The 21,468-nt window shown below is 57.2% G+C and carries 16 protein-coding genes; 3 read left to right on the top strand and 13 right to left on the bottom strand.

Features of this window, described 5'->3' with window-relative positions; genetic code table 11:
• Positions 1-131 precede the first annotated feature (131 nt).
• Complete coding sequence (locus tag D0C27_RS16665; protein ID WP_060186879.1) at positions 132-404, top strand: hypothetical protein; 273 nt, start codon at positions 132-134, stop codon at positions 402-404.
• Between the two features lie 280 nt (positions 405-684).
• Here the strand turns inward: D0C27_RS16665 and D0C27_RS16670 are convergent, their stop codons facing one another.
• From D0C27_RS16670 to D0C27_RS16680, 3 genes are all read right to left on the bottom strand, one after another.
• The gene (locus D0C27_RS16670) at positions 685-1,704 is read right to left on the bottom strand and encodes a tripartite tricarboxylate transporter substrate binding protein (RefSeq protein ID WP_137431649.1); all 1,020 of its coding nucleotides are present in this window, start codon (positions 1,702-1,704) and stop codon (positions 685-687) included.
• Positions 1,705-1,726: 22 nt separating this feature from the next.
• Positions 1,727-2,626 carry a carboxylating nicotinate-nucleotide diphosphorylase gene (nadC, locus tag D0C27_RS16675; RefSeq protein ID WP_088452421.1) on the bottom strand — a complete coding sequence of 300 codons (900 nt, stop codon included), beginning with the start codon at positions 2,624-2,626 and terminating at the stop codon, positions 1,727-1,729.
• 94 nt (positions 2,627-2,720) lie between these two features.
• Positions 2,721-3,665: an NUDIX hydrolase gene (locus D0C27_RS16680; protein WP_035269142.1), complete on the bottom strand. Its 945-nt coding sequence runs from the start codon at positions 3,663-3,665 to the stop codon at positions 2,721-2,723.
• Between the two features lie 405 nt (positions 3,666-4,070).
• Between D0C27_RS16680 and D0C27_RS16685 the strand changes: the two genes are divergently transcribed.
• Complete coding sequence (locus D0C27_RS16685; RefSeq protein WP_137431340.1) at positions 4,071-5,801, top strand: methyl-accepting chemotaxis protein; 1,731 nt, start codon at positions 4,071-4,073, stop codon at positions 5,799-5,801.
• A gap of 286 nt (positions 5,802-6,087) precedes the next feature.
• Complete coding sequence (locus D0C27_RS16690) at positions 6,088-7,743, top strand: methyl-accepting chemotaxis protein (protein WP_021446811.1); 1,656 nt, start codon at positions 6,088-6,090, stop codon at positions 7,741-7,743.
• A 164-nt stretch (positions 7,744-7,907) separates the two neighbouring features.
• Here D0C27_RS16690 and D0C27_RS16695 read toward each other — a convergent pair whose 3' ends face one another.
• The 10 genes from D0C27_RS16695 to D0C27_RS16740 form a co-directional block, all read right to left on the bottom strand.
• Complete coding sequence (locus tag D0C27_RS16695; RefSeq protein ID WP_137431341.1) at positions 7,908-9,224, bottom strand: DUF445 domain-containing protein; 1,317 nt, start codon at positions 9,222-9,224, stop codon at positions 7,908-7,910.
• 287 nt (positions 9,225-9,511) lie between these two features.
• Positions 9,512-11,098, bottom strand: coding sequence for a vWA domain-containing protein (locus D0C27_RS16700; RefSeq protein WP_137431342.1), 1,587 nt, complete (start codon positions 11,096-11,098; stop codon positions 9,512-9,514).
• A 6-nt stretch (positions 11,099-11,104) separates the two neighbouring features.
• Positions 11,105-11,611, bottom strand: coding sequence for a hypothetical protein (locus D0C27_RS16705; RefSeq protein WP_137431343.1), 507 nt, complete (start codon positions 11,609-11,611; stop codon positions 11,105-11,107).
• Between the two features lie 5 nt (positions 11,612-11,616).
• Positions 11,617-12,348, bottom strand: coding sequence for a hypothetical protein (locus D0C27_RS16710; RefSeq protein ID WP_035269133.1), 732 nt, complete (start codon positions 12,346-12,348; stop codon positions 11,617-11,619).
• 47 nt (positions 12,349-12,395) lie between these two features.
• Entirely contained in the window at positions 12,396-13,952 is a 1,557-nt protein-coding gene (locus D0C27_RS16715; RefSeq protein WP_035269131.1) for a formylglycine-generating enzyme family protein, read from the bottom strand.
• Entirely contained in the window at positions 13,942-15,150 is a 1,209-nt protein-coding gene (locus tag D0C27_RS16720; protein ID WP_137431344.1) for an ABC transporter permease, read from the bottom strand. Before D0C27_RS16720 ends, D0C27_RS16715 begins: the two co-directional genes overlap by 11 nt.
• Positions 15,141-15,854 carry an ABC transporter ATP-binding protein gene (locus tag D0C27_RS16725; protein WP_115634964.1) on the bottom strand — a complete coding sequence of 238 codons (714 nt, stop codon included), beginning with the start codon at positions 15,852-15,854 and terminating at the stop codon, positions 15,141-15,143. The genes D0C27_RS16720 and D0C27_RS16725 overlap by 10 nt, the downstream gene beginning before the upstream one ends.
• Before the next feature lies 1 nt (position 15,855).
• Positions 15,856-17,850 carry a vWA domain-containing protein gene (locus D0C27_RS16730; RefSeq protein ID WP_088452407.1) on the bottom strand — a complete coding sequence of 665 codons (1,995 nt, stop codon included), beginning with the start codon at positions 17,848-17,850 and terminating at the stop codon, positions 15,856-15,858.
• Positions 17,847-18,899, bottom strand: coding sequence for a hypothetical protein (locus D0C27_RS16735; protein WP_137431345.1), 1,053 nt, complete (start codon positions 18,897-18,899; stop codon positions 17,847-17,849). Before D0C27_RS16735 ends, D0C27_RS16730 begins: the two co-directional genes overlap by 4 nt.
• Positions 18,896-21,466 carry a virulence factor SrfC family protein gene (locus tag D0C27_RS16740; RefSeq protein ID WP_170978591.1) on the bottom strand — a complete coding sequence of 857 codons (2,571 nt, stop codon included), beginning with the start codon at positions 21,464-21,466 and terminating at the stop codon, positions 18,896-18,898. Before D0C27_RS16740 ends, D0C27_RS16735 begins: the two co-directional genes overlap by 4 nt.
• Between the last annotated feature and the right edge of the window lie 2 nt (positions 21,467-21,468).

Genomic DNA, 21,468 nt, shown 5'->3' on the forward strand with positions numbered 1-21,468 from the left:
GATCACCACAAGCGTGTTTCGTTTTCTTCCGCGAAAACCCGTAACGCTTTGCTATCCGACATCGGCCCTGAGCGTGCTAGGATTCAGGCAGATGGTCCCGTATTATCCAGGTCAATAATCAGGAGCACACCATGAACTACACCTACACCCTTAATGAGTTAGGCACTGAAGCGATTCGTCAGTTTGTTCTGGATCGTGGTCAGCCTGATCTGAACCTGCAGGCTTACATTGCTGCTGCCGAGGTAGAGGCCGACAATTTCAATGCGGATGGCAGCCAGCGCGGCCAGATCGAGATCGATTCCAACTGCAGCAAGGATGGTTTAACGCATACCCTGCTGCTGGAAAAACACTGGTTTGCGACTCAGCCAGTTCCTGAGGCGCCCAGTGAAGACAGCTTCTTCTAAATAGAAGCTGGGTTTATCTGTGAGTTCACAATCGACTGACCGACTGTTAGACAGACACAAGCTCAGCTATCTGCCCCTCGTCTCTCTATAGATATTGACCCAGGTAAGCCCAAACAGCTGCCTGGGCCTCAAACTGTCTGAGGGGCCAATAAGATTCATATAGAAACTGGGCATATTGCCGCATGATCTGATGCCTGCGGGTGCCGGAACACCATCAGAGGAAAACCCGTCGCTTGCGTTCCAGGAGTCAACGAGTCCGCAAAGCAGGGCCCTACCCGCCCTAATCCACCTGCAAACCAATCTTGTAGGCCAAAGCCCCAAATCGGTCGATGTCGTTCCAGATCATGGCCTTGAAGCCACTGGCTTGTGCTGATTCATTGCCTTCTTGCGGCGTATAACCCAATGCCAGCAATTGCGATTGCATGGCCGGGTCCGTCAGGGCTTTTTGCACGACGCGGTTCAGCGTATTGATAATGTGTTCAGGCGTGTGAGACGGAGCCAACAGGCCGTGCCATTGGTCCAGCTCGAAATCACTATGACTGACTTCAGCCACGGTTGGCACTTTAGGCAGAACGGGGCTGCGTTGGGCAGAGGTGACGGCCAAGGCGCGCAAGTGTCCGGACTCGATCAAGGTAGCCGCGCTGGACAAGGTCACAATGCCTAAAGGCACCTGGCCCGCGACCACATCGTTCAAAGCGGGGCCGCAGCCGCGATACGGGATATGCAGCAAGGCCGTGCCTCGCAAGTCATAGAGCATCTCTCCGGCCAGATGCTGAGGAGTGCCATTTCCGCAGGACGCATAAGCCAAGACCGGTTCGGACTGCTGCTCCAGAACTTGTTCCAGATTCTGAATATCCGAGCCGTGTCCAGTCACGATCACGGAGGGCACAAATCCTATATTCGCAATCGGCGCAAAGTCTTCTTTGGGTTTGAAGCCCAGGTTACGAAATACGCCAGGATTGATGGCAAAAGAGCTATTGGCCATCAGCAAGGTGTAGCCGTCAGCGCGGGCATAAGCTACCGCCCGCGCACCAATATTGCCGCTGGCACCAGGTCGGTTGTCGATAATAACGGGTTGGCCCAGCGCTCTTTCCAGCCTGGGGCCCAGTTTGCGGGCCAGCAAGTCGGTCCCGCCGCCAGGCGGAAAGGTGACGATCACGGTAATCGGCTTGAGGGGATATTTCACAGCCTGCTCGGCTGCCACCTCCCTTGCCTGCGCCGCTGGATTACCCAAGCCTAGCGCCACCATTCCCAGCAAGGTGGCTGCTGCCGCCCGCTTCCCCACCTGAAAACCCGCCATGACAGCTAACACGTTTCTCTACTCAAGCGTCCAGACCAATATCCAGCACACGGGCACTGTGCGTAATCCAGCCCACTGCGATTCGGTCTACACCGCAACGGGCTATTTCTACGGCTGTTTCCGGAGTGATACGACCAGAGGCTTCTGTTTTGGCTCGGCCTGCGACGCGGGCCACGGCCTCGGTCAAGGTTGCGGTGTCCATATTGTCCAGAAGAATACTATCCACACCCAGTTCCAGCACTTCGTCCAGTTGCTCCAGGGTATCGACTTCCACCTCAATGCAAACCAGATGACCAATATAAGCACGGGCTGCTTCCACGGCGGCTTTGACGCCCCCGGCAACGGCAATGTGGTTGTCTTTAATCAGTACCGCGTCATCCAGACCAAAGCGATGGTTGCTGCCGCCCCCGACTCGAACTGCGTATTTCTGCACAGCGCGCAGACCAGGCATGGTTTTACGGGTGCAAGTGACTTTAGTGCCGTAAGGCGCAATCGCGCGGGCAATGGAGGCAGTAGCCGATGCCACGCCACTTAAATGCCCCAGGAAATTCAAGGCGCAGCGCTCTGCCGTCAGCATGGAACGGGCCGAGCCGCTAATGACCGCAATCTGCGCCCCCGGAGTCAGGACATCGCCATCTTGCAGTTGAGCCTCAAAGCGCAACGTAGGGTCCAGCAAGGTAAAGGCCAGACGAGCCAGATCCAGGCCAGCCAACACACCATCCTCGCGGGCCACCAGGCGCATTTGCGTGCGCGTTGCTGCGGGAACGATGGAGTCCGTCGTCAGATCACCAGCGCGACCCAAGTCTTCTTGCAAGGTGGCGCGCACCAAGGGTTCCAGGATGACGTCGGGCAAGGAAGGAATACGGTGAGCTCGTGTCTCTGCAGCTTGCGCTGTCGGCTCGGGGGCATTAATTATGCTCATTATGAGTATTTAAATCGCTAAAAATAAGGCCTAATGGCACGGTGCATTTATGCTATTCCTGAGCATAAGCACTGTCAAGCCATAGGCCCGCTTTTTAACGCGCTTGTTTCGCCAGCGGCAATTTACTGCCCGAGATGGCCCGTTCAAACAAAACGTCTCCACGAAAGCGAAACAATTTGGCGGGTCGGCCTGAACCACCCACACTCATGGCGCCGGTTTCTTCCACCAGGGCTTGCTGTTCAATCAAACGGCGAAAGTTCTGCTTATGCAGTCCCCGCCCTGCCAGGGCTTCCACGGCCTGCTGCAATTGCAGCAAGGTGAATTCTGGCGGCATCAGTTCAAACACAACAGGACGGTATTTGATTTTGGCGCGTAGACGCGCCAGACCTGTGGCCAGAATACGGCGATGATCGTGACGCATGCCCAGGCCCAGCTCGTAATGCTTGCCCAGCTCTTGCTGTTCACGCTGGCGACGGCGGCAGGACTCGGGCAACAAGCCCGCTTCATACAGCAGCTCGTAACGCTGCAAAACAAAGTCCTCGTTCCAGATCGCCCCTTCCAGGCCAAAGCTGTAATTGACGCGCTGGCGGCGCAAGGCCCGCAAGGATTCGTCCTGCTCGCACCAGTCCAGCAAGGCAGGCACAATGGTTTTCTGAATAATGTCCGGTGCACCATCGCGTCGGTCTTCCCACGGGAAGTAACGGTAGCAGTCCTGCCAGATCACCTGGGCCACATCCGGCTGGCCCACTTCACGCGTCAGCCCGACATAGCTGACCGACACAATACGCGTGCCCTGCGCGTCAAAACGATCCCTGTCTGCAAAGGTATACAGCTGCTCCACATACCCCACCGGGTGATGGGTTTGGGTTTCCACCCAATCGCGCAGCCCCGTTTGCAAAGAACGGTGCGTGTGCTGAAACGGCCCGGCGGGCAAGGCTTGGCCGGCGTCCGTGGTCAAGACACGGGGCTCGCCGTCGCTGACAGCTACTAAAACAGCTACCAGTTCAGCACTGACTACAGGTTCCTGCGTATCGATCACATATTCTCCTTCTGAATCGCGCCAGCGCGCATCTGGCGGATTATAAGCGAGGCCCGCCCTGCTCCGGCGGGCGGCAGGGGCGCTACCCGAAAATACAGTGGGTACCTTATTTTCAGATGATCAAATTATGACCCATGAACATCTAAGCCTAAAGAAATTCAGTTGCCTGTCGTTAAGCGTTCGAACTGTATGTGTTTGCCATAAATGACAAGCAAGCGCTCAGTCAGAGGCCGGATCAGACAACAGTTTCACGCTTTGTTCTGCTCCGCCATTCGCAAAAATAGAAGGTTTCTGACAATTCAGGTCGATCACGGACAGACAGAAGCCTATGCCCCGTTTTTGCATGGCCCATGCGGGCTTGACGGCCCCCCGCGTCCCCTTTGTTGTTCTCCTCCAGGATGATGAATGCGTAAGAATTTCCCCATTACCCAGGACGAGGTTCGCGTCCGGGCCGATCAGTACCTTATTTCAAAGACCGACCTGAAAGGTCGGATCACCTACGCGAACGCAGCCTTTATTGCGATCAGTGGCTTCACCCGTGAGGAGCTGGTTGGCAAGGCCCATAACCTGGTCCGTCACCCCGACATGCCGCCCGAGGCCTTCCAGGACTTCTGGGACACCTTGCAAAATAAACGCCCCTGGATGGGTGTGGTAAAGAATCGCCGCAAAGACGGTGGTTTTTACTGGGTGTACGCCATGGCGGTGCCTATTTACGAAAATGGCACCGTCGCTGGCTATGCTTCGGTGCGCGTAAAACCCAGCCAGGAACAGATCGACGAGGCCGAAAGCCTGTACGCCGCCATTAATGAAGGCCGCGCCAAAGGTGTGCGCCTGCATGAAGGCCGTGCTGTGCCTACCGGCTGGCGCAAGGCCTTGAGTCAGTTGCGCCGCCCTTTCAGCAATTCCTTGCGTGCCAGCCTGTTCCGTATGGGCGCCCTGGCTTTGGCCACGACCGGCACCGCCCTGTACTTCGCCCTGACAGGTGGCGTACCTCAAGGCTCGGGTTTGTGGCTGACAGGTGGTTTGTGCCTGGCCAGTGCCGTGATGATGGGTTACGGCTGGCTGATTGCCCAGCGTGTAATCCGCCCTCTGGACCAGGCCTCCCTGATCGCCCAGCAGATTGCCACCGGCAACTTGCAGCTGGATATTGACATCAACTCCAGCGAAAGCAATTCGGAAATTGGCCAGCTCTACTTCTGTCTGGATTTGATGCGCAAGAGTCTGGTGGGAATTGCCAGTGATGCCCGCACCGGGATTGATGCCTCTATCCATGCGGCCCGCATTCTGGAAGTCAACAATACCAATCTGGCATCGCGCACCGAAGATCAGGCCGCGTCCTTGCAGGAAACCGCCGCCAGCATGGAAGAGCTGACGGTAACCGTGCGTCAGAACGCCGATAACGCCAATCAGGCCAGCCAGTTGGCCGATGCCAGTATGCAGATTGCTCAGCGTGGCGGCGAAGTGGTCAATGAAGTGGTGCAGACCATGCAAGGCATTCACGACAGCTCGCGCCGCATTGGCGATATCGTCACCGTCATTGAAGGCATTGCCTTCCAGACCAATATTCTGGCGCTGAACGCGGCGGTGGAATCGGCCCGTGCCGGTGAGGCTGGCCGTGGCTTTGCGGTGGTGGCGGGTGAAGTGCGCAGTCTGGCCCAGAAGAGTTCCCAAGCTGCTGGCGAGATCAAGAACCTGATTGATGCCTCGGTAAGCCGTATGGCCGTGGGTGCCGAACAAGCTGCCCGCGCGGGCGCCACCATGGGCGAGGTCGTGGACTCGGTAAAACGTGTCACGGATATTATTGGCGAGATCTCCACCGCATCGATCGAGCAGGCCAGCGGTCTGGATCAGATCAACGAAGCGATGGCCAAGATGGATGGGGTCACCCAGCAGAATGCCGCCCTGGTACAGGATCTGGGCAACACCATGAGCGACCTGGCCTCCGAAGCCTCCGAGCTGGCCGATGCCATCAAGGCCTTGAATACCGGCTCTGTCGATTCCAACCAAAGTGCTCCTGCTTTGGCTCAGTTGAGCAAGGCTCCCACCATGCAGGTACTGTCCTACCAGAACACGCAGCCCTTTCAGGCTCAAAGTGCCAAAACAGCGAATACCCGCCTGGAAGCGATTCGCCGCTAAACCATAAAATCAGGATCGGCAGCGGCTCTGCTGATCCTGATAAAACTGACAGCTAGACAAAACAATAATTCCGGGATCGGTTTTGATACCCGGAATACTTGAAAACAATAATTAATAATAAAATCAAGGAAGTAGACCACGGGAACCTTGCTCTGAAACCCTGGATTTTGTTTGTCATTACCTTGACACATTTTGACTCTAATGCAAATACTAGGTAACAAAATTGAGTCAATATGCAACATAATGATCTGTCCTTTTCCGCCTACGTCTTTAACAGGGCCAGATCATGCGTGAAAACCAAGCCATTACGTCTCATGAAACACAGGTACCCGAAAAAACCTATTTAATCTCCAAAACAGACCTGAAGGGGCGCATCATCTACGCCAATCCGGTCTTTATCGAGGTTAGCGGCTACAGCCATGATGAGCTGATCGGGGCGCCCCACAATATCGTGCGTCACCCCCACATGCCGGCCGTGATTTTTCAGGATTTATGGCAGACCCTCAAGCAACAACGATCCTGGTCGGGGCTGATCAAGAACCGCCGCAAAGACGGCGGCTTTTACTGGGTGAAGGCCCGCGTCATTCCTTTAATAGAGAATGGCCGCGTCAATGGCTATGCCTCGGTACGAGTACGCGCCCAGCCCAAAGAGATCAAGGAAGCAGAATATTTGTACCACTCCATCCAGCAGCAAGGGTTGCGCGGCTTTCGTCTACATGAAGGTCAGTTGCAAGCCAGAGGCTGGCGCTCTGCCCTGAATACCCTGCTCCAACCCTTGAACCGCAGCCTGCGCGCCAGCTTGCTACGCTTCGGGATTCTGACGGGCAGCCTGGTGACCTTGAGCGTCGGTTTGCTATTGGGCAGTGGCGCATCCGGCACCTATCTGACCGCCGGGCTGGCCTCGCTGGGGGTGCTCAGTCTGGCCACCTTGGCCTACGGCTGGATCGTGACCCAGCGCATGATGCAGCCCCTGCACAGTGCCACCCATATTGCTCAACAAATTGCGACGGGCAATCTGCTGATCGACCTGAACCCGCAACACACCCGTAGCCAGGAAATTGCACAGCTGTATTTCTATATGGACATGATGCGCAAGAGCCTGCTGAGCCTTGCCCGCGATGTGCATCAGGGCATACAGGCCTCGCTGGATGTGTCCACACAAATTGAGGACGGCAACCGCCAACTATCCCACCGTACCGCCGCCCAATCGGGCTCCTTGCAGCGCACGGCCGCGAATATGGAGCAGTTGACCATGAATGTGCAGCAGACCGCGGACAATGCCAGGCTGGCCAATCAGCTGGCCGACCAAAGCCTGTCTACCGCAAGGCGTGGGGGCGAAGTGGTGCAGGACATGGTCAGCACCATGCAGGACATCCACAATAGCTCCGAGCGCATTGGCGATATTGTGTCGATTATTGAAGGGCTGGCGTTTCAGACGAATATTCTGGCACTGAACGCCGCCGTGGAATCCGCCCGTGCGGGCGAGGCCGGCAAAGGGTTTGCGGTCGTGGCCGGTGAAGTACGCAGTCTGGCGCAGAAAAGTGCGCAGGCCGCCGGGGAAATCAAAAACCTGGTGGAAGACTCCTTGAAGCGCATGGCAACCGGCGCCCACCATGCCAAACGGGCCGGTTCTACCATGGATGAAATCATGCAGTCCGTCTCCGATGTGACACATCTGATCAGCGAAATCTCCACGGCCTCCAATGAGCAAGCCAGCGGTTTGGCGCAGATTAACGACGCTGTCTCCACCATGGACAGCGATACCAATGACAACGCCGATCTGGCTCGAAATTTGGGAGTGACAGTGCATGAGCTCAGCCGTCAGGCACAAGAGCTGAAACTGTCCATCCAGCTTCTGAATACGGGGTCGACTGGCCGTTCTACCTACGCCCCCGACCCGAATGCCACCCAGGAGCCAGTTCCCTTGCTGAAAGTTGCCTGATAAGAAAGCCGTGGGGGCAAAGCGCTGAGCGTCTCGCTGCCCCGCCCCCTCCTACTCCTGCCTCGATAAGGCTGCGGATTCAGCTAACCCTGATCAGAAATGCTCTGCCCTGTTTTCCAAGCACGGCCAAGGCGCTGACAGGACGCTGATCTGGCAGGCTCTTTTTAAACCAAACCCAGTAACAGAATCGCGTGCAGGCCTACGCCAACCAAGCCGCCCACCACCGTGCCATTAAAGCGTATGTATTGCAGATCCGTGCCCACGGTCAGTTCCAGCTCGCGCACCAGTTGCCTGTCATCCCATTGACGCACGGTGCGCGAGATATGGTCTTTGGCCCCTTCACGTAGTTGCTCGGCCAGGCCCGCTGCTGCGGACAGCATGTGTTCATTCAAGGTTTCACGCAGCGTCGCATCCGTATTCAAGCGTGTCCCCAAATCCTGCGCCATCTGACGCAGATGGGCCGCCACAGACGAATCCTCTTTGGCCAGATCATTGCGTACAACACGCATGACGTCCGTCCAGACGCCATCAACGTACTCACCCACATCTTTATGGTGCAAAAAGCGCTGCTTGATCGCCTCTACCTGCTCCATCAAGTCCGGGTCCTGACCCAGGCGCTGAATATAGTCGTGTACCCATTGCTCGTAATCCTTGCGCAAGGGGTGCTCGGGCTCGCTCAAAATGGTTTGCACTTCATCCACCAGAGCCCGCGCCAGACGGTCGGCCATCTTGCCCGACAACTCGTCTACCGAGGTCACTACCCCGACCATGGCCAGCAGCTTGGGCCACTCCCGCTGAGCGTAGCGCACCAATACATCAGCCACACGCTGTTTGACTGCCTCGTTGGACAAATAGCCACCCAATTGCTGCAAGACTTCGTCCAGCAGGCGCTGGTGTCGGGCATTGCGCGTCAACAAGCCCAGAATCTGGGAGCTGGAACCAGCCATGTCCACCCGCATCAAGTAACCGCGTACGCCATCGGTCAGTGCTTGTTTAACGCTGCGCTCGTCCAGCAAGCGCAGAGCCTCGCCCATGGCGGTTTGCAAGGCACGGCTGACACGTTCGCTTTGTTCAGGTTGCGACAGCCACTGCCCCAAACGCGCTGCCGGGTCCAGGCTGCGCAGCTTTTCCAGCAACATGGCAGAGTCCAGAAAGTGGTCGCGTACAAAGACGCCCAGGCTTTCACCCAGGCTGTTTTTCTTGTTGGGAATAATCGCAGTATGTGGAAACGGCAGGCCCAGCGGGTGGCGGAACAAGGCCACGACGGCAAACCAGTCTGCCAACGCACCGACGGTGCCGGCCTCGCTAAAGGCACGCAGCCAGGGCCAAAATCCGGCAATGGGCGCCGCCTCGCCCTGCCGCATCATGGCGTGGCTTAGCAGGAACAGGCAGATAGTCAGCGCCAGCAAAGCCAATGCGCTGCGCTTCATGCGACGCAGGCGGCGTTCGGGCGAGTCAGGGCGAGAGGACGATGTAGACATTTCCACAGTCTATGCGTAGTTCAGCGCAAAAGCGGTATTGAATAGTGCGGAGCCAAGTCTCGGGGAAAACAATTCCAGGCCTCAGACCTCCCGTTCTGCCACAGAAATCTCATCACAAGCTGGGCATCACTGACGGTCAACACGGACAGAGCCAGACCTCAGCCCTCTTGGCAGGTTCACACATAGTCACCAGGCCCTTATTGTGACCCTGTCTTTTTCTGCCTGTCCAGAAACGAATCAGCCTGGGCGAACCCAGGCTGATCACGGCACATCAACAAGCTATGTGTTTATTTGCAGGCTTGCTCGGCGCGCTTCACAAAGTCCGTTGTGGCATCACGCAGGGCTTTGGCAATCTGACCAGACTGCTTGGGAGCCAGTGTGACCCCGCCGGTTGCTGTTGCTGCGCAGGCCGACAAGCCCTGGCCGGTGATATCCACCACATTGATACGCAAACGTGGCTTGGCACGCGCAATGCTGCGCGACACGGCACAAATATCCTGATCGCAACCGTCATTGCCATCCACAAACAAGACGATCAAGGCATCCCGGTTCACCCCATCGACCCGGCTGGCCGCCAGATTCAGGGACTGCACCAGGTTGGTACTGTCCTTGGCCTCGATATTCTGGATCAAGCTCTTCAAGCGTCCACGCTGTGCGGTCGTAAAGCGGCCCTGGTAATTGGGTGCTGCACACTGCTGCGCAAAGGTCACCAAGTGCAGATCCTGCCCGGCCGGCAAACTGTCCACCATGCTGGAGAAAGCACTGCGTGCCGCATCGATACGCGAGGTGCCCTGAAACAAGGTTCGAGCACGTTGGGTAGCGTAATCACTCCAGGAGCCCATATCGTCCAGATCCTGGCTAAAGAACCACTCCTCGTCCTGAATCTTGGCATTGACGCTTAGCAACATGGACATGGAGGAATCAAAAATGATGTAGACCTCGGGCTTGAGTACCTCCCCCTTTTCGTCCTGAGCACACACAAAGTTAGGATCAGACGACACCTTGGGACCCGGTTTGGGTTCAGGCTTAGGTTTGGGTGGTGGCTCGGGCTTGGGCGGTGGCTCCGGTGCAGGAGGCGGCGCAGGCGGCTCTTCCACCACGGGCTCGGGCACAGGCTCGACGTTGACTGGTTCGGGCTCCGGTTCGGGAACAGGCGTCACCGGCTCTTCTGGCGGTGGAGCAGGAGGCACAACAGGCTCTTCCACTACGGGATCAGGCTTGACCACAGCGGGTGGCTCTACCGGAACCACATCCTTATCCCACCAACCTGGGGGCCACTTGAACCACCAGGACAAGAACAGCGCCAGCAACAAAGCCAGCAAAGCAGCCAGCAAGAACCACAGCCACGGACGACCTTTGGAGGTGGCCACAGTCGTCGCCGCAGCCCCTGCCCCCACGGCTGCTGCCGCAGGCACCGCAGAAGACACAGGCGGTGGTGGTGACACCCGCTTCTGATAGGACTCGAACAAGGGCTCGGGCGACAGCGCCGGGTTCTCGCTCATGAGCAGCAAAGGCTTGCCGCCTACGCTGTAAACCGCGCCTTTGGCCGACACGTCTTTCAGCAAAGCTTGCAGCGCTTGCGCGTCCTGCGTCGCCCCCTGCTCTTGCAGCTGGCGGCTCAGGACCTCGATCCGGTCCAGCGATTGCTGGTAACGCGCATCCAGAGCCTGTTGCTGTGCCGCAGACAAGCTACTTTTGGGCACGGCCTGGCCCTGCATGCCCGTCCACCAGGCGGTGGTCTCGGAACCATCAGCCTGATAGGTGGAAAACAGATGCGTTAAGGGTTCGTCCTGGCGTTTCAGTACATTGAGCGCATGCTGATGCTGCTGATACGCCGAGGATGGTCCAACCGAATCAAGAATGACGCGCTGCATAGGCTTTTACTCGTCGTATCCCAAACTGGACTGCAGGCGGCTGACGTCTTTTTGCAGCTTCTGCAATTGCTGCTGCTTTTGGGCGATCGCGGCCGGACTATTGTCTTCGGTAGAGCGGTTCACGTCTTTCAGGCCTTTATCCAGGTCCTTGAGCTGGTTTTGCAAACCGGCTTCCTTGCCTTTGCTGGCCTGCAAACTGCGAACCAGTTGCCCCATGGAGCGGTTCAACGCCGTCTGTGCCTGACGTTGCTGGGCCAGACTGGCCTTGCTCAGACTTTGCTGTGTCTGAATATCCTTGTAAACCTGATGAAACAACGCATTGGCTTCCTGCGCGCTCAGCAGGCTTTGTTCGCGCGCATCAATATGCTGACGATACGCACCCGAGGTGTCGCAACTGATTTTGGTAAAAAAGCCGGCGTCCTGATCAGAAGGATCGCATTCGCTCATGGTGGTGGCACAACCGGCCAGCAAAAGGCTGGCTGCCAATGGGGTCCAACACAGAAATACTCGCATAATCCTTAACCCAAAGTAACGGCGGAACGCATGGAATACAGGTCGTCTACTTCTTTCTGCAGCACGGCCACTTTCACATTCATCTGATCAATTTGACGATCCAGACGCTGGACTTCGGACTTCTTGCCCCCGTCCTTGCGTTCAGCATCGGCCACGTCGCGGTACAGGCTGACCTTTTCGTTCATGTTTTTCAGATCACGGTTGAGCACTTCGATATTTTTATCGATACGGGCCAATTGCTTCTCGGCCTGTTTTTTCTCCATCGTTTTTTCTTTCATGTGCTTTTCGATTTCAGCAATCTGCCGCTTGTCGTCAGCAATCACTTGTTGAGCCGTATTGGTACGCTCAATGATATTGGCCGTATCGGCTTCTACGTCGCGCTGCATGGCGGCCAGACGATCCGAGGTATTGGCGTATTCCGTGCGACGCTGGTCCAGATAGTAGTTGGTCCCCATGGCGACACCGCAAGCGGCCACACCCGCAATAATCGCGCAAGCCGCTTTATTGCTGGAGTTGGACAACATGCAAGCCAGCACACCCACTGCCGCAGCACCAGCACACGCCTGAAAGCCCGAGCGGCTAAAGAATTTCGCATCCTGACCACTGGTCAGACGGTCATCGGCCTGGGTACCGCCCAGCAAACTACTGCCAGTACTGGCACAACCCGAGAGCAAGGCCACGCCCAGCATCAGGCTGCCCAGCAAAGTTCTAGGGGTAAAACGGCGCACGTGTTGCATAACTTCCTCTTCCATTTGAAGTACGTCTATTTTTATTGACTCGTGTTTTACGAGTTGGGCACGGATTTACAACTGTTTTTCCAGGCATTGATATCAATGGCATCTGTTTTCAGATAATCCTTCTGATTTTTCCAATGCACTTCCAGGTAGGGTTTCAAGGCACTGAGGCTCTTGTTTTGTTCCATCATCTGGCGCTCTACCGGCACCTGTTTTTCCAGCAAATTCAGGCCATACAAGGACGAGGCGTCAATCAAATTGCTCGCATAATAGCGGGCCAATTTGGCAACACGGTCTTCCTGTTCGTCCAACTTCACCTTGCGGCTGGCACATTGCTTGTCGTCCGTATCGGCTTCACACAAGGCATCGTAATTTCGGTGCAGCAATTCTACGAAGAGCACATCGTCTTTCAGCTTGGTGCACAGGAACGAGCCCAGCTCCAGGTTGGCGCGAATGGCTTGGTCACGCATCTCTTCCTGACGCAGATTGGCCGCTCGCAAATCCCCTTCCAACTGCTTCAACTGGGCTTTGAGCTTGTCGTCCTCCAGCGTACTGGCCAAGGAGCCCAGGCGCTGCACCGCGGACTCTTCTGCTGGCTCATTCGGGTTCACCGTGCCTTGCTCGGTGCCCAGGGCTTGCCAGCTCTTTTCGATGGCTTGCACACGCTCGCGTGAGGTCAAGGCAATCGACACCAGGGCCAGACGCATGCCGGTTGTTTTGGCTTTTGTTGGTCCTTTAGGTCCGTAGTACGCCAGCTCTTTACGAGCCGAAGAACGCAGTGCTTCGGGCTTGGACAGGAAATTGCCGCCACGCACCACAAAGCCACCGGCCTGTCCGTGCTGACGATCCAGCTTGTTCAGGCGGAAAGACTCCAGAATGATCTCGTCTACATTGCCCAGCATGTCATGCAGGCCCAGCGGGTTGGGCTTGAGCCGTCCCATCAACTGAACCGCTCCATTGGAGGACTGGGCACCGGCATACCACTCGTAGTCATTCATGCCTTCAGGCATGGGGTAACGCACATCACGGAACTCGGCCGAGGACAGGGCTGAGCCGCCGCGGGCGGCATATTCCCATTCAATTTCGGTAGGCAGACGTACAAAACCGGCCAAACCATCCTCTTTGGGCAGCTTGTCGGCGGCGTTCTCGCGCAACCACTGGTTGTACAGATCGGAGAAATGCACCGCATCCATCCAGCTGATGTCGGTCTGCGGCACCACCAAATTGTTCTTGGGCGTAGGGCAAGTGGCCTCGGTCAAGGCCTGGTACTGCAACTTGTTCAGTTCGTACTTGGCCATCAGGTAGTAGCGCGACGAACCCGCCTTGCTATCGGTAAAGCTGCCTGCAATGAACTCGGGGCGCTTGTGTTCGATATAGCCCCATTCCTCGGCTTCCTGTCCTACCACCACTCGCATATCGTCTAAAGGTCCAGCCACGGGCACGGCCACGCGACGAAATACCATGGCGCCTTCGCAAGGCATGGGCAGAACCACATCACCTTCGGCTGGCTTGGGGTTGTAGTACTTCTCGTCCCAGGGCGCTGCCTGCGCCACAGCGCTAAAACCCAGCAGCAAGCTGGCTGCACTGAACAAAAGTTTAAATTTCACGCAAACTCTCCGCAGGTTGAACACGAACGGCCCGCCAGGCTCCGATCGCCGCCACCACACACGCCAACCCTGCCACCATCAATAAGGCGTACAGGGCATGGGCTACGGTAATGCGACACACGAAGTCCGTCTGCAGGCCATCTCCCACCAGTAGTTGATTGAATAAGGTGCTGCCCAGGCCATACAGGCCCAGTCCCAAGGCATAGGCGATCAGGCTTAGCAAAATGGCCTGAATCAGCACGTAGCGGATGACGCCACCGCTATCAATACCCAGCAAACGCAGGACTGCCAGATCTTTGCGCTTGCGATCCACATTCGCCAAAAAGGCCCCACCCAAGGAGGCGGCGCAGCCCACGATGGCGGTCAGGGCAATCACACCAAAGATCAGGCTAAGTACCCGGTTGATAGCACGCACGTTTTCAATATCGGCGTAACGGCTGGCGACCGGAATGCCTTGCTGCTCCAGTCCGTGTGCCACCTCGCCAACCTGATCAATCGTGCTGGCATAGACACGGGCGCGGGCGTAGAGCACGGGCATATCGGCAGCCAAAGGCTTGCCAGTCAGCAGGGAAAAGTCGGGGATTTGAAAACCATCGCGGGCGTATTCCAGAGCCAGCAAGGTTTCAGGGGCCACGAACACGGCGGGACGCGAATAGCGGTGTTCCGCCAGCACATCCACCACTGTCATGGCTTTATTGCCCTGCTCCAGCTGTCCATCCAAACGGCGGCTCAGGCGCAAATACACGGACTCGCCCGCTGTCCAATTCAAGCGACGGGCGGCTTCCTGAGTCAGGATGATTTCATTGGGAGATAAGTCACGGGCCTGAGTTTGCAACAAGGGATCGCCCTGTGCGCTGGCCAGTACTTCTACATTTTCCAGAAAGCGGCGTCGATCCAGGCGCAGATCTGCCTGGGTATTCAAGGAGCGCGTCATGCCAATGGCATAGCCCACGCCGGGCATTTCACGCAGCGTGTTCAGCCAGGCTTGGTCAAAGCTGCCGCTACTCAACATCTTCACTTCCAGATTGCGCGGATCTTGCAGCAACTCCTGCTGCAACTGGGTGACCACACCGTGCTTCAGGCCAAAAAGCAGCAGCAAAGGGGCCACTACGGCCACCATGGCTGCAACCATGCAAAACGAGATGCGCCAGTCAAAACGCAAGTCGGCCCAGGCCAGACGAAAGACGTTTACAAACATGGGGCGGCAACCTCGGGAACAAAAATGCTCAAACCCGGTTCCAGCCTGGCTTGCAAACGCGGAATAGCGAACTGGCTCAAACTGTCCCAATCGTGCGAGACCAACAAAACCGCCAAGTTCAGCTCCTTGGCCAGACTGAAAAACAGCTGGAACACATTGTGAGCCGTTTCAGGGTCCAGAGCGGCAGTAGGTTCATCGGCCAGCACCAGACCGGGAGCATGTGCAATAGCGCGAGAAAAGGCCACCCGCTGTCGTTCCCCAATCGACAAGGCTGAAGGGTACAGATTCAGTAGCCGCTCCAGTTTCAGGGTAGCAATGGCCGCATCCAGATGGTCCGCCTTGATCGGCAAGCCCAGCAAACGGCGCGGCAAAACCATGTTTTCCCAAACCGAAAGATACGGCAGCAGACCACCGTTTTGCAGCACGAAGCCCAGGTTTCTGGCCCGCCATTGGGCCAATTCAGACTCGCGCCCGCTGGCATACAAGGCCTTGATATCCCTGGCCTCTTGACCCAAGGTGAAAACCTGGGCCTGAGCGGGCCGCAGGAGCAGCCCCAGGGTTTCCAGCAAGGTGCTTTTGCCGCAACCGCTGACGCCGGTTACGGCCACAATCTGCCCTGCGTCCAGAGCAAGCTCGGGCAGTTGCACACGAAAAGCGTGGGAGCGTTGCCCCCGGGAGACCTCTAGCTGCTGAATGCGGAGCATGTCAGGGCATCATCTCCAAAGGCACGGGATAAACGTCATCACGTGCATCCGCGCCTTCAGCCAAGGACACCCAGCGATCCGCATCGGCGTTATAGCGCTCGTAGTGGCGCAACTTGGTGCTCAGATCGCGAATGAATTTCTCCTGGCTCAAGGCATCCCAGCTGGTCCAGGTATCTTCATCCAAAGTCAGCACCGCGCTTTGGTAAGGCAGATCTTCCAGGTACTCGCTCATCAGGCCCAGTTCGGCCAGCTTGGTGCCCTTTTCCTGTTTCAGGGTGCTGGGGTCCGCCCCCATCGCCGCTGCTACGGAACGCAAGCGGTTGAACATATCAGTGGGCGAGATCATGCCTTCATTAGCCGCATCCAGAATCTGTTTGACCACATCGCTCAAGTCACTTAGTTGAGCTTTGGTCAGCAAGACACGGACGTCGGTTGTCGGGATGTTCTGGCGCACCAGATCACGGTCGCTGATCCAGGCATGGAACACTTCAGGCGCGGTGGTGCCCGTGGTTTTGCCCAAATACGCCAGGCGCATGGCATGGCCGATCAGCTCGGCGTCGGTCAGCATCTGGTCGGTGGTGGAGTCGCCGGTCTCCTGGGCACGCGCCGCACTGCCAATCGCATCCCCTCCCTGGTAAGCCACTTTGACCTGCTCGGTCAGCGCGGTCGCCAGATTATCGACCATCTTGCCGAACTGGTTCACGTCACCGGCATTAACCGGGTAGTACAGCGAGGTCTGTGTGCCACCGTAAGTGGACAGCTCTCGGTACTGGTCTTCGGCCTTGGCATGGTTGTTCTTGCCCGATGGTGTCTTCAAATGCAGGGTGTAAATCGCCACACCGGGCTTGGCCGCTTCAATACGCAGTTGCGGTGCGTCCAATCCGGTCGAAGAGTACTTGTTATTGCCTTCCAGCGCCCCGGCATCGGTAATCAGCACCACATAACGTGCGCCGAAATTGTTCCAGTTCACCTTGTCCAGCGCTTCCAGCACGCCTGCGTAGGCATCTTCGTCATAAGCAACGGTGGATACCTTGGCCTGCTTCAAGTCCGACACTTTGGACAAGAAGTCCTCGCTACTGGTTACGGTATTAGGGTCCGCATATACATGCGTCAAATACTCGATCCCTGGCGCGGCTTCCATATTGGAGCGAAACGCGATCAGACCAAACTTGACCTGATCGGACAAGCCCTGCTCTTCCACCTTGCTATAGACCTTGCGCACGGCCTCGCGGGTGCGATCAATGTAGGGGTCCATGGAAATGGTGGAGTCAATTACAAAGACCACGGCCGCACTAAAGCCCTTGATCTGGGACGTGCGTTGGGCAGCGTCCTGATCCTGGGTTTGCTCAGATTCTTGTTTGGCGGCTTCCGGCTCTTTTTGATCTGCGGTGTGCTTGGTGACAGACGCCACATTCAGCAAACGAGTACGGAAGCCGTTTTCAGTCATGACCTCTTCGCCACTCAAAACGGGCAAGAGGTAGAACTGTTCCTGCACATCCACAAAGTACTCGGGCTCTTGCGCCAATACGCCCTCTGTTTGCGCGTCCTTACGCAAAGCCTGGCGCATAGGGGCCACCAAAGTGGCCGGGTCTGGCGTGTCCAGCACTTTTTCCAGCAAGGCGCGATCCTTGAAAAACAGCATGCGATCGCGGTTGGCCGGATTGGTGAAGGCCAGGGTCAACTGCATTTTCCAGTCCACCGTGCAGGCCTTGTCCAGCCAACCTACGGTCTTGCCCTGGCTATCCGGGCCAACTTGCACGCGCTCTGCCCCGCCCTGCTCGGTACGCTGATAAATATAAAAGCGGCTGAACGCAGGAACCGGCTTGCCCTGCTGATCCGTTTCCGAAGAGAACAGGCGGCAGGACGGTGTGGTCAGAACACGTTGATACAGCGTCTTCTTGCCCTCTTGCAGCAAGGGAGCCGCGGCCTGTGCCTGGCTTGCGCCCAACAGGAGAGCACCAAGCAAACTGAATCGAACAAGGGGACGCATCATCATTGACTCAACTCCTGGAAGCGGGCCTTGGCTTGCGCGTTATCAGGCTCGGACAGCAAGACGGTTTCATACCAGTATGCAGCGGTAGCAGGATTGGGCTTGCTAAAGCAGGTGTTGGCCTGGTGATCTTTGGGATCGTATTCACGGGCGTAAGCCATGGCAATTTTCACATCACCGGACTGTGCCTTGTTCACGTACAAACGCTGGGCCACGTCACACTGTTCCGCCTTTTTGGCTTCTTCGATCACGGCCAGCCATTGCTCGGAGGTTTTGCTCTCCTTGACGCACTCTTGCACAAATTGCAGGCCGGGACGGTCTGCCAACTTGTCCATGGTGCAATTGTCTGTTTCCACCACCGCAGGCCTGGACTCTGGAGCATCGGGCACGGCCGGGCTGTCGTCCTTGGCGGATTGGCTGTAGAACCAGTAGCCTGCTGCGCCTGCCAGAATCAACAAAAGAACAAGCAAGACGATCCATTTGGCCATGCCACCTTTTTTGGCGGGAGGCGCGACAGGAGCAACCGTCTCCTTTTTGGGAGCAGGTGCTTCTACCTTGACCGGCTCGGGCTCGGGCTCGGGCACAGGTTCCACCACCTCAACCACGGGCGGTGTTTCAACAACTGGCTCCGGAGCGGGAGGCTCGGGCGCAGCAACTGCCGGCATGGTCAATTCCATGGCCTGGGCATTGCCACCGGCCGTGGAAGGCAAGATCGCCTTGTCCAGCTTCAGCGGGCTGCGACCCAGCTCTTCGCCACTGCTATCGGCCAGAGTGATTTGATACGCATCACTGGCATTGGCCAGCAGCGAATCCACAATGTCAGCGTTCAGCAGAACGGCAATACCTTCTTCATGCTCGGTCCAGCCTTGTTGCGGCAACCAGCGCAAGGACGCATCCCAGCTTTGGGCCGAGTGCAAGTAATAGCTATTCTGACTGCGCTGAATGGCGATCGAGTATTCGCCCAGGTCCAGCTCTTCATCCAGATCCCGCACATACAGACGAGCGCGGCCAGGGACCGCGGGCTCCAAAGCCTGCAAACTAAATCTTAATTTCATGCCACGCTCTTATCGGTAAATCGTTCCAGAATGCGTCCCAAAGCCTGATTCTGTTCCAGACTCAGTTCGCGGCCACCTTCATAACCGGCGTTATGCAAAGTGGTATGGGCCAAAGCGGCCAACCATTGTTCAAAGAAAATTGCGCCGTGATCCTGGGGCTCTGCCGGCAGGACCGGCATGCCATCCTGGGCAAAGGCTTTGGGACTCTTGAAGAAGTCGTCGCTGCCGCCTTTCAGGTAGAACCAGGTCACAAACTCGCTGATCGTCATGGCCACATTGCAAACCTGGCGATCAGCCAGACGCTCACGACGCACACCGCTTTGGCGGCGCTTGGTCAACACAGCCAGCAATTTGTCACGCAAGGCCCAACGGTCCGAGGCCACAATCAGCTCTTCAACCAGGCTGGAGAGCAAGTCCACCGGCATACGCAGCACGTTTTGGTTGGTACGACTGGCTGGCAGCTCGCGCAACTGGCTGACCCAGCTGCGGTACACCAGATCGGCGTACTGCTGCTCGAAGGGCTGCTCCTGGGTCAGAACGCCCGGCTCGTCCGGCTCGGACTTGCTGGAACCCAGGCTCAGGAACAGATCCCGCAAGGTATCTTGCGGCAGGTGCAGCGCAGCCAGCAGCTCGCCCACAATGGCGCGGTAAGCAGGCAGCTCCTCCCGGAACTGTTTGGCCAGGGCTTCCTTGACCACCGATTGCTGATCGCCGTCCTGGCTGTACCAGGAATGCAGGGACTTCTTGACCAGGCTGTCATGCAAGCTGCGGAACTGTTCCTGCAAGCGCATCAGCTTGAAGTCCAGACCACCGATTTGAGCCACATACGCACGCAAACGCTGCATGCCGCCATCATTCAAGGCCAGCATGGCATCCCAGGCTTCGGCCGGATCGCTTAATTGCTGCGCCAGTAGCGGATTTTCAATAAAGCTGCCACGCATGCGATCCATTTTGTCGGCCACGGATGCCGTAATGGATAGCTCCCGGCTTTCGGTGTCCAGATCAATAAAGGGTGTGGGCATGCCGGGCTTGCGCACCAGGAAGGTGTTGGAGAAGGGCTGATCCGGACGCCATTGCTGCAACCATTCGCAGTGGCCGAAACGCTCTTTGAAGCTCATCTTCATCAGACCGTCCCAGCTGTCACGTACCTGGGCGTCGTCCTGAATCAGGGAGGCACCGATACGCTTGTCGAACATGGTGATGGCCCACATCAGACCCACTTTACGGTTCTGGCGTTCCTGCGGCGTGGCACCCTGAGTGCGATGGACCCAGCGTGTCAGCACGGGCTCTACATCTTTCACATCGCTTTGCTTGTCCGAAGCGGTACACATGACCAGACCGTTCATTTCCTGCTGATCGGTATAGCGCTCAAACAGATAAGCCACCTTGCCACGCAGAATCAGTTGCGAGGCGGGGTTGCCGCCACTGCTTTCCGACGCCGCACCGGCGTCCTGCACGGAGCGAATATTCAGGCGACCACGGTAACCGGGGAAATCCAGCAGATCGACCTTGTCCACGCCGCCGCCTTGGGTTTCACCAATCAGGGGGAAAGTCAGCTCCACCGTCAACGCCGCCAGATGAGCCAAAGGCACTTCCACCGCTTGGGCGGCAACGACGGGCTGGCCATCCTGTTCACGCACGGGCAAGACGCTCAGGCTTTTCTCCGTGGGGCTGCCCAGCGATTCGAGCACATCCACGTTCATGATGCTGTCTTGCTGCACAAAGCCATCGCCTTCGCGACGGATCAGCGCTGTCAGTGGTGCGTAAACCTTGCTGGGGTGACCCAGAGCCTGCAGCACTTTGGCCAGGCCGATATAAAGCTCGCTCAGCTCAGTCTGCTCGCCCCACAAGATGGAGAACAGCTGTGCCCGGTCTTCCAGACGCAAGGCAGGGGCCAGATTGATGACCTCCGGCCAGTACGTACTGTCCAGCAAGCGAGTGGTATTGCCAAAGCTGCTGCGCACGTAGTCCCACAAGGACACGGCGTCATCGGCGCTCAAACCAGCATCATTGGCACCGGCACGGCTCTTTAGCGATTCGATCAGGGCCTTGATGCGGTCTGCGGCAAAGGTGTAGCCGATCTGTTCCTTGTCAAAGTCATTGAAATAACTGTTGACCAGGATTTTCACCATATCGACTTCAGAGAAAATCTGCAGTTCGACGGGATAGGCATCAGGGCCTGCGGTGGCATTGCGACTAAAGCGCGTTACCAGACCCGTAGCCTCCTTACCGCCCCCTGGCGGGTTCACGTGGCGCAGGAAGTCGATGGTTTCACCGCCGTAATTGGTTTCCAGACGGCCATTGCCACCCGCAGCAAGGCTGGAAATCAGATAAGACTTGCCCGCCTGCGACAGGCCAAAAAAGCCAATCGTCATGGGGCGGCCCGAGACCACACCCAGACTGCGGGCGGTATTGCGGGCACGGCGCAGTTCCAGCACCAGGCTATCGGCCTGTGCGTTCAGGCGTTGCGACGAAGCGCGCGCCTGCATCACCCAGTCAATCGCCTCTCCGGCACCTTGATATACGTTCTGCCAGTCCTGGCACAAATCCTGCTGTAAGGTCGTCATGT

Origin of the sequence: Alcaligenes faecalis (assembly GCF_005311025.1) — a bacterium.
Taxonomy (GTDB): Bacteria; Pseudomonadota; Gammaproteobacteria; order Burkholderiales; family Burkholderiaceae_B; genus Alcaligenes; species Alcaligenes phenolicus.